Raw genomic sequence first — 12,292 nt, forward strand, 5'->3', positions numbered from 1 at the left:
GCATTTCTTTAATATTAGCCCTAGCTCCTCCAGCTAGGGCTTTATTATGAGCAGTTACAATTTCCAGTTGCTGAATGATAAGGAGTTTCAGGATCTATTTGCCGACGTTATTGGTGAACTGGAATCCAAACATGTTGAACGATTTAAGGCAGGAAAGGATCAGGGTATCGACGGTCGGTTTTATTCTCCCGATGGTGGGGTGACCATATTGCAGTCTAAGCATTGGGGTAAGTCAGGTCTCGCTCAGATGCTTCGTGAGTTGGCTAAGAACGAGTTTCTTAAGGTAGAGAAGCTGAAACCCGAAAGATACGTATTTGGAACTTCGCTGTCTTTATCGGCGAAGAATAAGCAAAAGATTAGGGGCATATTCCATCCCTATATTGAGAGGGATGACGATGTCTATGGTTACGACGATATCTGTGCCCTGCTTTCTAAATTTAGAGGTATTGAGAGGAAATACTACAAGCTGTGGCTAGCTAGCTTCGAGAATCTGAGATTAATTCACTCATCGGCAATTGTCATGAGGAGCGGATCGACAATTGAAGAAATCAATGAGTCGTTAACTAAATATGTGCAGACGTCGAGCTACGTCGACGGATCAAAGATTCTGGAGAAGGAGCGGGTCTTAATCGTCACAGGCGAGCCTGGTGTCGGGAAAACTACATTGGCTAAGCAGCTCGCGTTGGCGTGTGTTGTGTCGGGATATGAATTTTTTGAAGCCAGTAATAGTATAGTGGAACTCGAAGGCTGCTGGGACGAGGATCAAAAACAGGTGTATTACTTTGATGACTTCCTTGGTCGAAATTATTTGGAGATAATATCAGGTAAGGAGGATAGTCAGATAGCAGCATTCATTCGCCGAATTCGAAAGAATAAGAACAAAAGGTTTATTTTAACGACTAGAACAGTTATACTAAATCGAGCAGGCCAATTGACGGATCGTTTTAAAATTGAGAATCTGGACCGAAATGAGTTTGAGTTGGTCGTAGATGACTTATCAATTATTGAAAAATCCTACATGCTCTATAATCATATCTGGTTTGGGGATCTCTCCAGGGGGTATGTCGATGAAATTTATAAGGATCGGCGTTATCGGGAAGTTGTGCGCCATCCGAACTTTAATCCGCGGTTGATCGAATTTATTACTGACTCACATAAAGCGAGTGTTGTTCAGGCAGATGGGTATTGGGAATATATCAAGCAGACGCTTGAAAATCCTCAGGATGTGTGGGCTAACGTATTTGAAAGGCAGCTCTCAGAGGATGCTCGTTGGTTGGTCATAGCGGTTGTTCTCAACGGAGGCACAATACAAGAGTTTAGTTTAAGAGAGGCATTTGAAAGAAAACTGCTAGAGGTTTCTGGGTTTGAATCCGGAAAGATGCAGCGTTGGGTCGACTCATTAAGACTGTGCATTGGGTCTGTGTTAAATCGAACTTGTCGAATTGATGCTGGGGGAGAAAAGGCGGAGATCGGCCTATTTAATCCGGCTGTCGGGGACTTTATATTAAGAAAATACAAATCAACACCAAGTGTTATTAGTGAGGTCATTGAGTTTTTGCGGACAGAAAGGCCACTTGTTGAGCTGTCAAGTATGCGGCAGTCTGGAGTCTTAAGTCGGTCCTCTCTGAGCAAAATACTTAAAAGGCTTTGTGAAAGATGTCCGCCGGTCGTCGATGGGGGCAACGATTTTGGTATCGCATTGGCGGTTTTGGTCGCTCAGGAGAAATGTTCCGTAGGCGATGGATATTGGAACAGCTGGGCGTTGTGTATCGCGGATGAGAATTTCGCCTATTACAGCGTTCGGCGAATGGCGCGTTTTCTGAGTGTGCTAGTTGCTGTCGAATCCGTGAAGCTGGATAGTCGATTAATAGTGGAATATTGGGAAGGTTTGTTGGATGACGCGGATACCTATGAAGAATATCTTGTCTTGTCTCCCCTTTTTACGTTAGTGAAAGAATATCTCAAGCCGGAGTCCGAAGAGGAGTTCCATTCTCGTGCGGTGGCGCTTTTTAAAGACAACGTAGATAATTGGGTCAGGGAGCAGGGTATACTCGATGATTATTACGCAACGGACGAGGGTTTGGATGATGCACGTGATGCATTGGAGAATGCTATAGATTCATGGGCGGAGGAGTTAGGTTTTAGTTTTGATTCGAGTGAAGCTTGGGATATTGCATCTGAAGTGGATGTAGATGATATTGTAGGGGAAAACGGAAATGAAGATTGGGATAGTTCAGTAAGTTATGGTTCTGGTCGTAGTGAGGGCCGTGCAGAAGACGAGAACACTATTATTGATGATATTTTCGAGAGGGAGTAGGGAACGCATGGGCAGGCAAAAGAGCAGGCAGGCAAAAGGAGCAGGCGAAAGGGGGCATGTCGTAACTTATCAACAATTGACCCAGTGGGGAGAGCAGGCAAAAGGGGTCATGTCGTCACATTGTCAGCACTTGAGTTGAGAGGCCAAGCGCTGTAAGGCATCGGACAGGCGCACGGGGTCAGGCCGTCACATACAGACATGGGGGTATAACGAGCGACATTACGCTTGACGTTAGTAACGTGGCGCGTATCTATATCGTGCGATGATTCTTTCGTTTGCCGACGACGACACCGAAGCCGTCTTCAACGACATCGCCTGCCCCGCTTTTCCACCTTCCATCCTCAGCACCGCCCGTCGTAAACTTATCCAAATCCACGTCTCCCACCATCTCAACGATTTGCGGATTCCGCCTGGAAATCAGCTTGAAGCGCTGAAGGGCAAGCACTCGATCCGCATCAATCGGCAGTGGCGAATCTGCTTCCGCTGGAAAGGAACAGATGCCCACGAGGTGGAGATCGTTGATTACCACTGAAACCATGAAAACGCTCCCGCCGATCACTTCCGGTGAAATCCTTAACGAGGACTTTCTCAAACCGATGGAAATCACGGCCTACCGTTTGGCCAAAGACATCCATGTCCCGTTGACGCGGATCACCGCCATTCTCCAAGGCAAGCGTGCGATCACGGCCGACACCGGTCTCCGGTTGGATCGTTATTTTGGCATGTCCGACGGCTATTGGCTTCGAATCCAAGCCGAATGCGATCTACGGGAGGCGAAGCAGCGGTTGGGGAAGGACCTTGCCGAAATCAAACCACGCTCCTTGGCGGTTGCATAGCAGGTAGACGGGGTCATGTCGTCACATTGTCAGCACTTGCCCTAGTCGGTTTGAACGGCTAAGGGTTGGGGATGGCGCGGCAGCCACGCATTGAATACCCCGGAGCGATCTACCACGTCATCAACCGGGGGAACTACCGGCGGGATGTGTTTGGAACGGTCGGGGCGGCGAAGGCGTTCGTCGATACGCTGGCGGAAACAGTGAAACGTTATGAGTGGGAGCTAGGTGCTTACGTGGTGATGCGTAACCACTTCCATCTGGCTGTGCGCACACCACAACCAAATCTCTCGGCGGGCATGCAATGGCTGCAGGTGACGTTTGCGTCGCGGTTCAACCGGCTGCGTAGCGAACAGGGGCACTTGTTCCAGGGTAGGTTTAAGTCGATCCTACTGGAGCATGAGGAGGTTTGGGCGCGAGTCGCCGACTACATCCACCTGAATCCCTTGCGGGCGGGAATCGTGGACGCACCCATGCTCCCCTCGTTTCGCTGGAGCAGCTTGGGCGCGTTTCTCAAGGGTGATCGGTTTCCGGGCCTTGATGCGACAGCGTGGCTCTCGACCCTGGGTTTCGCGGATTCAGTCGCGGATTGGGCGCGTTACGTTTCCTACTTGTCGGAGGTGCATGCTCTCGAGCAGGGCTTGCCGGTGGACCAGCGCGAGTCCTATTCGGAAGGCTGGGCTATTGGAGACCAGTCGTGGAAACAACAGTTGCAGTCGGATCTGGCCGCAAAGCCCGCAGCCGGACCGAAGTCGGAGTATCAGGAGCCCAAACAGGTTCAAGAGGCACGCTGGTCGGCGCGCCTCAAAGAGCTCCTGAGCGAGCAAGGCTTAGCGGAGGCGGATTTGTTGACTCGAAAGCTCTCGGCCAAGCGCAAGGCCGCGCTGGCCGAGCAACTGCGGGAGGAAATGGGCGTGCCAGTCGTGTGGTTGGCGGAGGCGATGCATTGGGGGAAGCCTGCAGCCGTCCGGACCAGCTTGTGGCGTCATCGTCAATATGTTGACAATGTGACGACATGACCCCTTAGGATCAGGTGATCCGTGGGTTGCCGTAGGCCTTCTGCTTGGCGACGAAGATCTGGCGGATGCGCTGCACCAGCTCGCAGTCCCGCCGCTGGAGAGTCGAGGGGTGGTCACGTCGACGCAACCAGTCATAGTAGCCACTGCGAGAGACCTGCAGCGCCTCACAGAGCCATGCCACCTTGCTGCCGCTCATTCGTGCGATTTGGGCATACCTCTCGGTGGCGGTTCGCAGAGGATGCCAAGCGATACAGCAGCAGGACCCGGATGCCCAACTCGGCTGCTACCCTGGCCGCGCTGCGACCACTGCTACGCCATAGCTGCAGCGCTTCGCGCTTAAACTCGGCATCATACTGGTTCTTCATGACGGGGACCTTTCGTTTGGTCCCCATCTCCGTGTACGTCAAACCGGGGCAACTTCAACACGCCCCCGTTTGCTTCCCCGAGGCGTCTCATCAATCCTGAAGCGGTGTTTCCCGCGACTAGGTTGGCCGCAATCGTCCGCGCAGTGCCAACAACGGCTTTTCAAGCAGATAGTAGGACGCCCAGGCAACCGCCAAGACCGCGATCAAGTTGAAAGGCCAACGCAACGCCCACGCGCCCTCCACTCCGTAGACTTGCGGGTGGGAGAGAAACAACTGCTGCCAAACATACAGGCTGTAGGAAAGGGTGCCGAGATGGACCATGAACGGAAGGTTCAGCACCCGGAAAGAGACACCCTGCGTCCGGTAGGCGAGAGAAAGGATCAAATACGTGATCGCCAAAGCTTGGAGCAACGGCCCCACCGTGACGGTAAGCCATCCAAGCATAAGATGACGATTTAACCACACGGGGAGCGCGATGAGACCGCAGGCCAGCGCTCGGCCTGCCGTTGGCCGATGAGACAACCAGCGCAACACGGTCCCGCGCCGTTGATCGACTAGGATTGAAGCGAGGCAGCCCAGCATCAAAGCGTCGCTGTTGGACGTCAGCCAGAAGAACGCCCTCCCGCCCAGATGGTATTCCGCCGCGCGAGAAAAGGGTGCCAGCAGGATCGCCCCGAGTGCGACCAGCACGGCTCCCCGACGAGGCATCCGGCAGAGCAAGAACGGCCACAGCAAATAGAATTGTTCTTCGACCGCAAGACTCCACAGGTGACCGTCAACCCAAGCCCCGCACCAGTAATTTTTGGTATAGGTCAACGCGGATAAGAACTGGCAGGCACTCATTTCGAGGCCCGTGAGCACCGTTAGGACAAACAACACCGCAATATAGGCATAGTTGACCGGCATGATCCTCAAGGCGCGGCGTAAATAGAACTTACGCAGCGACACCCGGCCGTGCTGCTGCTGTTCGACTAGCAACAGGTGGGTGATGAGGAACCCGCTGATACAAAAAAAGAACCGCACCCCGAGCGCGCCGTCCAGATAGCCGAGCACACCGGCCATGGCCTCCGGCACATCTACGACCATCAGCAGGTGGGAGGCGATGACCATTACCACGCTCACCGCCCGCAATCCGTTCAGGGAGGGGATGACAAGCATCAACTAAGGTGATTCAGGACCGGTTTTGGCCGATTCCGCCGTAATCGCATGAATTCGTGGGGTAATCTCCGCCTCCCACGCCTGGTAACCCGCCGACGTCAGGTGAATGCCATCGGATGTGAACGCATCGGGTAAAAATCCGTCGGGCGCGATGGCCGCATTCAGATCCACGTAAGGCGTGCCCAACTCAGCACAAAGCGAGCGGAGCTCCGTGTTCAGTTCACTCACCCATGCCCGTCGGTCATCCGCCTCGTTTCGCCCCGGAAGGATCACCGACTGGACAATCACATCCGTCCCCGCCGCTTTCGCCGACTTGATCAACCCTGCTATGCGCTCCGCAACGGCATTGACCGGTTCCCCCCTAAGATAGTCGTTGAATCCGATCAGCAGAAAGATTGCCGCCGGATGGCGGTTTAACACCTCGTCCAAGCGCAGCAACAAGCCCCGCGAGGTTTCGCCATCAATGCCTCGATTGATGATGGCGACTTCCGGAAACCACTCGTGCCACTCGTTCCACCGAGTGAGGGAATCGCCGAGCATCACAACGGTCGGTTCAGCGGGGGACGCCTCAAAGCGCCTGACCGCTTCACGCCATCCCGCCGTCTCGTAATTTGGCGTAAGGGCGCTCACGTCGAAGGGAAACAGCCGCAGCTTCAGTGTCTGGATCGTTCGAAATGGAAAGGCCTCATAACGCCCCATTGCAAATCCCCACGCCAAGGTCATACCACAGAGCACGATCGTAAGGACGAGTTTCCGTTTGTTCGCAGGCGTTAAAGGCATTTCAGAACGATGCTGGGGACTCAAACCACCTGAGCTTGAATCATTCGGCCGCGGCCGGCTACGCAGAAATCGAAGGCATCGCCGGCGAACAGGCCCGTTGAATCCAAGGGGTCATGTTGAGGTTGCCCCGGTTTGACGGACACGGGGATGGGGATTAAACGAAAGGTCCCGGTCATGAAGAACCAGTATGTTGCCGAGTTTAAGCGCGAAGCGCTGCAGCTGTGGCGTAGCAGTGGTCGCAGCGCGGCCAGGGTAGCAGCCGAGTTGGGCATCCGGGTCCCGCTGCTGTATCGCTTGGCATCCTCTGCGAACCGCCACCGAGAGGTATGCCCAAATCGCACGCATGAGCGACTCCAAGGTGGCATGGCTGTCTGAGGTGCTGCAGGTCATCTGCAGTGGTTACTACGACTGGCTGTGTCGGCGTCAGCGGCCCTCTGTTCGTCAGCAACGCGACACCGCTCTGCTGCGGCGCATCCGCGAGATATTCGCCGCCAAGCAGAAGGCCTACGGTGGTCCGCGGATTATCCGCGAGCGCGGCTCATGCGACAGGCCACCTCGTGGCTCGGCGGCGCTCCAAATACCACCCGTAAGGCACCGACAGCCGCCATGGGTGTCCCGTGGGCTCCAAATACCACAGGAGCTGCTGGTGGAACATATCGACCAAGCTTAGGCGATGGACGCGACCTATGTGCTCACCGTGCCGGGCTGGCTCTACGTCCCCGCCGCGATCGACGAACGCTCCCGCCGCATCGTCGGCTGAAGCATGTCAAAAAACCTCGACACTCCGGCGGCCAGCACCGCATTGCGCATGGCTTGCCAACGATGACGGCCGGCTGGCCTCGTCATGGTCCACTCGGATCGCAGGACCCAGTTTGCCAACCATGCCTTCAGACCTGAACTGAAACGCTACGGCTTCGTCGCCTCCACGAGTCGCAAGGGTGACTGCTACTATAGCGCCTATATTGAGTCGTTTTGGAGCAGCACGAAACTCGGACTGATCAAAGGTGGCCGCTTCCGCACCCGCTGACGCAGCGCGCACCGCAATCTTCCACTTTATCGAAAGCTTCTGGAATCGCGACTGGCTCTACTTCAGCTTTGGCTATCGTAGCCCCGTCGCCTTCGAATCCCTCCACACACCATAACTACTCCGTCTTCGTGTCGGTTTTACCCGGGCAAGCCAGACATGACCCCTTAGGAGCGGGCGGCGTCGGAGATGGCGTCGCCGGCGTCTTCGATGTCTTCGCCGGCACCTTCGATGGTCTGACAGCCGGTGAAGGCCAGGGCGGCGCCGGTGAGGGTGAGGATTGCGAGGATGAGTTTGCGGGTAGTTTTCATGTCGGCGTCCGCTGTCGCAGTCGAGATGCCAGCCTTAGGGTCCGGATACCTAAGAATCTATATTATAGAGGGATATGATATTTCGGTGCAGGATGGCGCACCCCCTGGCCAACCCCGGAGTTGCGATATGCAAAGCCGGCATGGCGACGCATCGGGCATGCTGCATGGCGGATCGGCGCCTTGCTATTCCTGTTCGGCGGCGGGCAGCTCAAACCAGAACGCCGCGCCTTCGCCGGGCGTGCTTTTCACCCCACAGGCTCCATCGAGTTTGGTGATGATTTGCTGCACGATCGACAGGCCCAAGCCGTGACCTTTGCCGCGATTCTGGGGAATCTTGGAAAATGGAGTGAGGGTGCCGGCGGCTTTTTGGGGGTCGACGCCCGGACCGTGATCGCGAACCACAAAACGCACGACTCGCCGCTCGGGATATGGGGTGGCGCTCAGCTCGATCCGCGGTGGAGCGCCGCCGTATTTGGCCGCGTTGGTGAGCAGGTTAAACCAGACATGGACGATCCACGGACCATACCCGGTCACCCGTGGCCACGACTCCGGTTGCTGCACCTGAGCGAGGGAGTCGCGCAGGTGGGCATCGGCGCGGTGCAGGGCTTCCCCCACGATCTGGGCCATATCCAAAGGCACCATTTGCACGGTCGCCTTGCGCACACTCGCCAGCAACAGCATCTCGTCGACGATGGCATTGAGCCGCCGCAGCGCGTCCCGCGCATCTTCCAAGCTCTCATGCACGCACCCGAGTTCCTTGCTCTGCAGGCGAATCTCGGCCAAGTCGATGCGCCCCATCGCCATCGCAATCGGTGAGCGCAAGTCGTGCGCCACGGTGTGGGCAAAGGCGTCGAGCTCCTCAATGAGCGCCCGTTTCTCCAGGCGCGCATTCACCGACCGCAGCAGGTCGTTGGCGTTGACGGGTTTGGTGATGTAGTCGTCGGCTCCGCAGTTCATTGCCGCCCGGGTCTCGGCCGGGGTAGACATCGCCGTGAGCACGATGATTGGGGTGGTGGAAAACCGCGTGTCAGCCCGCAACTTTGTGATCAACTCCACGCCGGTGAGGCCGGGCATGCGGCCATCGGTCAGGATGAGTTCGGGCAAATGCTCCTGTGCGAGCGCCAGCCCTTGGTTGCCGTCGGCCGCCGCGATGACGCGGTGCCCGGCGTCCTCCAACACCTCCTGCACCATCGTGCGGTAGGCAGGATGGTCTTCGACGACAAGGATGAGCCGCGATTCAGGCATGTTGGGGCGTTTGCAACGGGCGATTTAGTGAAAGTTCCTCATGCGCTAAGGCCAATGTCTGGCGCTTGCAATGACCGGCTGCCAGTCGCGGGGTTTTTCCGTTTTGCCGGGACGAGGGTTGCGCGCTTGACGAGTTGCACCCGGCGCGTCGGCCTCGGCGGCATGAGCAGCTCATCGAACGACCCCCGTTTCGAAGATTACAAAGCGACCGAGCGAAAGGCGCTCGAGATCCTCGCCGCCATGAAGGCCACTTCGCCGAAGACGGCCGACATCGAGCTCGCGCTCATCGTGGCGATCTTCGAGCTGCACAAGGGCACCTTGCCGGCCTCGGCCATCCAAAAGATCATCCACGGCCACCTCGCCGTCATCGTGCCGCACTACACGTCGAAGGCGCCGCCGCCCGACGCCAACTGAGCGCGGTCGCGCGCCGTTGCCCACGCTCAGCCGAGGGTGCGTTGCACGAGCGCGGCGAGGTAGGCGCGCCGCTCCGGTTTCAGGCCGGCGCCGAACTTGAGCTTCTTGTCGTCGGCGAGCTCGAGCACGACTTCCTGCCGCTGCTGCCGATCGCCGTCGCTATCGGTCCAACGTTCATCACTCAGGCCGACATGCCGCACGTCGCTGGTGCGGAACTTGCGCCGCCACCCCAGCGGGCCCACGCCGATGAATACACTGCCGACGTTGGGATCGATCCGCACTTCGGTGCGCCCGGCGAGTGCCATGAAGAACGCGCCAATCATCGCCGCGCCGATGAGCAGGAACGGGGTGAGAAACAACCACAGGAAGATCGTCATGCCCCAGCCCATGGGGTCTGCTTCAACCAGCGCCACCGGCAACCACGCCGGCTGGTCGATACCGAGCAAACGAAGGGTGTTGGCAAGGTTGAGCAACATGAACACCGACACGATCCCGTTCCAAAAAAGGGAGATGCCGAGTGCCCCGAGTGCGCCCCACAGCGACCGGTGCGAAGCACCGAAGGCGACCCCGCGGGGTGTCGTGCGCTCCCACACGCCGGCCGGTCGTTGGTCCAGGTTGACGTTGGCGCTGATCTCTTGCCGTCGCAGCAGGTGCGAAAAGGGGTGGGCGACATGGCAGCGCCGACACAACGCGAGGTCGGTCGACACGTTCACATCCTCGGTGGGAATCGCCTGCTGACAGCCCGGACAGACCAGCTTGAGCATGGGCCGAGCAAAGTGATCGCCGCCTCGCCCGCCATCCCGAAATCCGGGCAACGGTTCAGCAAACCCGGCGCCGGCGCGCGCGCTTCGCGATTGAGTTTCGCGCGCTTCCGGTGCGCTCTGGCGCGGTGCCCAGCTATCTTGAGCTCCTGAGTCTGATCGTGCCCGTCTTCGCGTTGATCGCGATCGGTTCCGGTGCGCGCGTCGCGGGTTGGCTCACGCCGGCGGCGGACACGAGCCTGATGAAACTCGTCGTCAATGTGCTCTACCCGGCGCTCATCTTCGACGCGGTGCTGGGCAATCCCGCGCTGGCCGATCCGCGCAACGTCTTTTGGCCGCCCTTCGTCGGTTTCGGCACGATGGTCTTCGGCATCTTCGCCGCACTCGCCATCGGTCGCGCGCTTGGATTCAGCAAAGGGCACGGCCTGCGCACCTTCGCCTTTGCTTCGGGCATCTACAACTACGGCTACATCCCGATTCCGCTCATGCGCGAACTCTTCGGCCCGGAGAGCATCGGCGTCCTGTTGGTGCACAACGTCGGCTGCGAAGTCGCCGTCTGGACGGTCGGCGTGATTGTCGTATCCGGCGTTCCCCTACGCGAAGCCTGGCGTAAGCTCATCAGCGGTCCGGTGATCGCCCTGTTGCTCGCCTCGCTCGGCAACGTCGTGGGGCTCGATGCCGTGATGCCCCAGATGGCGAAGACCGTGATCACTTCGGCCGGCGTGTGCGCGATTCCGATGGGCCTCATCGCGATCGGCGCCACGCTCACGGAGTATCTGAGCAAACCCGCTCAGCTCTTCTCTGCGCGCGTGACGCCGATGGCCTGCGGGCTGCGGCTACTGCTCTTTCCGGCGGTCTTCATGGTGCTCGCCAAGGTCCTGCCGATCAGCCCCGAGCTGAAGCACGTGATGCTGGTCGAGGCCTCGATGCCGGCGGGCATCGTGCCGATTCTGATCGCGAAGCACTACGGCGGCCAGCCGCTGACCGCGGTGCAGGTGGTGCTCGGCACGACCGCGGTCGGCCTGCTGGCAATCCCGCTCTGGTTGCAGTTCGGGATGGCGTGGGTGCTGTGACGGCCCCTGCCGGCACAACTCTTTCTCTTTCCTCTTTATCTTTATCTTTATCCCCCCAGGCCGGAACGCGGCCGCCGAGACAGCTCCAATCGGCGGCGCTCCGCGCCGTCAGATAAAGAGAAAGATAAAGAAGAAAGAGAAAGAAGGTGTGGCGCCGGATTGGAGTATGCCACTTGATCCTCGCGCCATGGAGTGGATTGCTGACCCGCAGATTTGGATTTCGCTGCTCACCCTGACTGCGCTCGAGGTGGTGCTGGGGATCGACAACATCATCTTCATTTCGATCCTCGCGGGAAAGTTGCCCGAGGCGCAGCAAGACAAGGCGCGCAAGGTCGGACTCATGCTGGCGATGGTGACGCGCATTCTGCTGCTCATGAGCATCTCCTGGCTGCTGGGTCTCACCAAGCCGCTCTTTGAGCTGCCGATTCTGCATCATCCGATCTCGGGCAAGGACATCATCCTGCTCGTCGGTGGCCTCTTCCTGATCGGGAAGAGCGTCTTTGAGATTCACGAAAAACTGGAAGGCGAGGATGGCCACGCCACGGCTTCGCTGGGCAAGGTGACCTTCCAGAGCGTGGTCATACAGATCCTGCTCCTCGACATCGTGTTCTCCCTCGACTCGGTCATCACGGCGGTGGGCATGGCGGAGCACCTGTGGGTGATGATCGTGGCGGTGGTCATCGCGGTGGGCATCATGCTGCTGGCGGCGAAGTCGATCAGCGACTTCGTGAATCGTCACCCGACACTCAAAATGTTGGCGCTGAGTTTCCTCATCCTCATCGGCGTGATGTTGGTGGGTGAGTCGCTCGGTCACCACATCCCGAAGGGCTACATCTACTTCGCCATGGCCTTCTCGTTTGGCGTCGAGATGTTGAACCTGCGCCTGCGGGCCAAGAAGACCGCCGCCCAACCGGTCGAGCTCAACCAGCCATATCGCTGAGCTGATTTTACGGGAGGGAACGGAGGGCAACGGAGCCGTCAGCCTGCTTTTT

14 protein-coding genes are annotated in these 12,292 nt (G+C 57.8%); 8 read left to right on the plus strand and 6 right to left on the minus strand.

Annotation, left to right across the window (positions count from 1 at the left end):
* The first annotated feature begins 46 nt into the window (after positions 1-46).
* From AC0MRV_RS01545 to AC0MRV_RS01560, 4 genes are all read left to right on the plus strand, one after another.
* Positions 47-2,317: an ATP-binding protein gene (locus tag AC0MRV_RS01545; RefSeq protein ID WP_472762660.1), complete on the plus strand. Its 2,271-nt coding sequence runs from the start codon at positions 47-49 to the stop codon at positions 2,315-2,317.
* Between the two features lie 262 nt (positions 2,318-2,579).
* Positions 2,580-2,849: a type II toxin-antitoxin system RelE/ParE family toxin gene (locus AC0MRV_RS01550; RefSeq protein ID WP_472762661.1), complete on the plus strand. Its 270-nt coding sequence runs from the start codon at positions 2,580-2,582 to the stop codon at positions 2,847-2,849.
* Between the two features lie 4 nt (positions 2,850-2,853).
* Positions 2,854-3,153, plus strand: coding sequence for a HigA family addiction module antitoxin (locus AC0MRV_RS01555; RefSeq protein ID WP_472762662.1), 300 nt, complete (start codon positions 2,854-2,856; stop codon positions 3,151-3,153).
* Positions 3,154-3,224: 71 nt separating this feature from the next.
* The gene (locus tag AC0MRV_RS01560) at positions 3,225-4,169 is read left to right on the plus strand and encodes a transposase (RefSeq protein WP_472762663.1); all 945 of its coding nucleotides are present in this window, start codon (positions 3,225-3,227) and stop codon (positions 4,167-4,169) included.
* Positions 4,170-4,179: 10 nt separating this feature from the next.
* Here AC0MRV_RS01560 and AC0MRV_RS01565 read toward each other — a convergent pair whose 3' ends face one another.
* The 3 genes from AC0MRV_RS01565 to AC0MRV_RS01575 form a co-directional block, all read right to left on the minus strand.
* Positions 4,180-4,365, minus strand: a complete 186-nt coding sequence (locus tag AC0MRV_RS01565) for a hypothetical protein (RefSeq protein ID WP_472762664.1) — start codon at positions 4,363-4,365, stop codon at positions 4,180-4,182.
* A 286-nt stretch (positions 4,366-4,651) separates the two neighbouring features.
* Positions 4,652-5,692, minus strand: a complete 1,041-nt coding sequence (locus tag AC0MRV_RS01570) for an acyltransferase family protein (protein WP_472762665.1) — start codon at positions 5,690-5,692, stop codon at positions 4,652-4,654.
* Positions 5,693-5,695: 3 nt separating this feature from the next.
* On the minus strand, positions 5,696-6,472 hold the full coding sequence (locus tag AC0MRV_RS01575) for a GDSL-type esterase/lipase family protein (protein WP_472762666.1): 777 nt from the start codon (positions 6,470-6,472) through the stop codon (positions 5,696-5,698).
* Positions 6,473-7,316: 844 nt separating this feature from the next.
* On the opposite strand from AC0MRV_RS01575, the gene AC0MRV_RS01580 reads away from it, so the two are divergent.
* Positions 7,317-7,499, plus strand: coding sequence for a hypothetical protein (locus tag AC0MRV_RS01580; RefSeq protein WP_472762667.1), 183 nt, complete (start codon positions 7,317-7,319; stop codon positions 7,497-7,499).
* 164 nt (positions 7,500-7,663) lie between these two features.
* On the opposite strand, the gene AC0MRV_RS01585 is transcribed toward AC0MRV_RS01580, so the two are convergent.
* Together AC0MRV_RS01585 and AC0MRV_RS01590 are read right to left on the minus strand one after the other, a co-directional pair.
* Positions 7,664-7,807 carry an entericidin A/B family lipoprotein gene (locus AC0MRV_RS01585; RefSeq protein ID WP_472762668.1) on the minus strand — a complete coding sequence of 48 codons (144 nt, stop codon included), beginning with the start codon at positions 7,805-7,807 and terminating at the stop codon, positions 7,664-7,666.
* Between the two features lie 183 nt (positions 7,808-7,990).
* A complete protein-coding gene (locus tag AC0MRV_RS01590) occupies positions 7,991-9,052 on the minus strand; it encodes a hybrid sensor histidine kinase/response regulator (protein WP_472762669.1) in 1,062 nt (353 codons plus the stop codon).
* A gap of 162 nt (positions 9,053-9,214) precedes the next feature.
* Here AC0MRV_RS01590 and AC0MRV_RS01595 point away from each other — a divergent pair, with 162 nt between their 5' ends.
* Complete coding sequence (locus tag AC0MRV_RS01595) at positions 9,215-9,466, plus strand: hypothetical protein (RefSeq protein WP_472762670.1); 252 nt, start codon at positions 9,215-9,217, stop codon at positions 9,464-9,466.
* Between the two features lie 26 nt (positions 9,467-9,492).
* Here the strand turns inward: AC0MRV_RS01595 and AC0MRV_RS01600 are convergent, their stop codons facing one another.
* Positions 9,493-10,230, minus strand: coding sequence for a hypothetical protein (locus tag AC0MRV_RS01600; RefSeq protein WP_472762671.1), 738 nt, complete (start codon positions 10,228-10,230; stop codon positions 9,493-9,495).
* A 125-nt stretch (positions 10,231-10,355) separates the two neighbouring features.
* On the opposite strand from AC0MRV_RS01600, the gene AC0MRV_RS01605 reads away from it, so the two are divergent.
* Positions 10,356-11,300, plus strand: coding sequence for an AEC family transporter (locus tag AC0MRV_RS01605; protein ID WP_472762672.1), 945 nt, complete (start codon positions 10,356-10,358; stop codon positions 11,298-11,300).
* Positions 11,301-11,487: 187 nt separating this feature from the next.
* Positions 11,488-12,240 carry a TerC family protein gene (locus AC0MRV_RS01610; protein WP_472762673.1) on the plus strand — a complete coding sequence of 251 codons (753 nt, stop codon included), beginning with the start codon at positions 11,488-11,490 and terminating at the stop codon, positions 12,238-12,240.
* The last annotated feature ends 52 nt before the right edge of the window (positions 12,241-12,292 follow it).

The sequence above is a fragment of the Actomonas spartinae genome, from assembly GCF_051209155.1.
GTDB lineage: Bacteria > Verrucomicrobiota > Verrucomicrobiia > Opitutales > Opitutaceae > Actomonas.

Bases quoted from the DNA above. Each gene is read 5' to 3' on its own strand.
- AC0MRV_RS01545 (WP_472762660.1), top strand. From the start codon at position 47: ATGAGCAGTTACAATTTCCAGTTGCTGAATGATAAGGAGTTTCAGGAT.
- AC0MRV_RS01550 (WP_472762661.1), top strand. From the start codon at position 2,580: ATGATTCTTTCGTTTGCCGACGACGACACCGAAGCCGTCTTCAACGAC.
- AC0MRV_RS01555 (WP_472762662.1), top strand. From the start codon at position 2,854: ATGAAAACGCTCCCGCCGATCACTTCCGGTGAAATCCTTAACGAGGAC.
- AC0MRV_RS01560 (WP_472762663.1), top strand. From the start codon at position 3,225: ATGGCGCGGCAGCCACGCATTGAATACCCCGGAGCGATCTACCACGTC.
- AC0MRV_RS01565 (WP_472762664.1), bottom strand. From the start codon at position 4,365: ATGAGCGGCAGCAAGGTGGCATGGCTCTGTGAGGCGCTGCAGGTCTCT.
- AC0MRV_RS01570 (WP_472762665.1), bottom strand. From the start codon at position 5,692: ATGCTTGTCATCCCCTCCCTGAACGGATTGCGGGCGGTGAGCGTGGTA.
- AC0MRV_RS01575 (WP_472762666.1), bottom strand. From the start codon at position 6,472: ATGCCTTTAACGCCTGCGAACAAACGGAAACTCGTCCTTACGATCGTG.
- AC0MRV_RS01580 (WP_472762667.1), top strand. From the start codon at position 7,317: ATGGTCCACTCGGATCGCAGGACCCAGTTTGCCAACCATGCCTTCAGA.
- AC0MRV_RS01585 (WP_472762668.1), bottom strand. From the start codon at position 7,807: ATGAAAACTACCCGCAAACTCATCCTCGCAATCCTCACCCTCACCGGC.
- AC0MRV_RS01590 (WP_472762669.1), bottom strand. From the start codon at position 9,052: ATGCCTGAATCGCGGCTCATCCTTGTCGTCGAAGACCATCCTGCCTAC.
- AC0MRV_RS01595 (WP_472762670.1), top strand. From the start codon at position 9,215: ATGAGCAGCTCATCGAACGACCCCCGTTTCGAAGATTACAAAGCGACC.
- AC0MRV_RS01600 (WP_472762671.1), bottom strand. From the start codon at position 10,230: ATGCTCAAGCTGGTCTGTCCGGGCTGTCAGCAGGCGATTCCCACCGAG.
- AC0MRV_RS01610 (WP_472762673.1), top strand. From the start codon at position 11,488: ATGGAGTGGATTGCTGACCCGCAGATTTGGATTTCGCTGCTCACCCTG.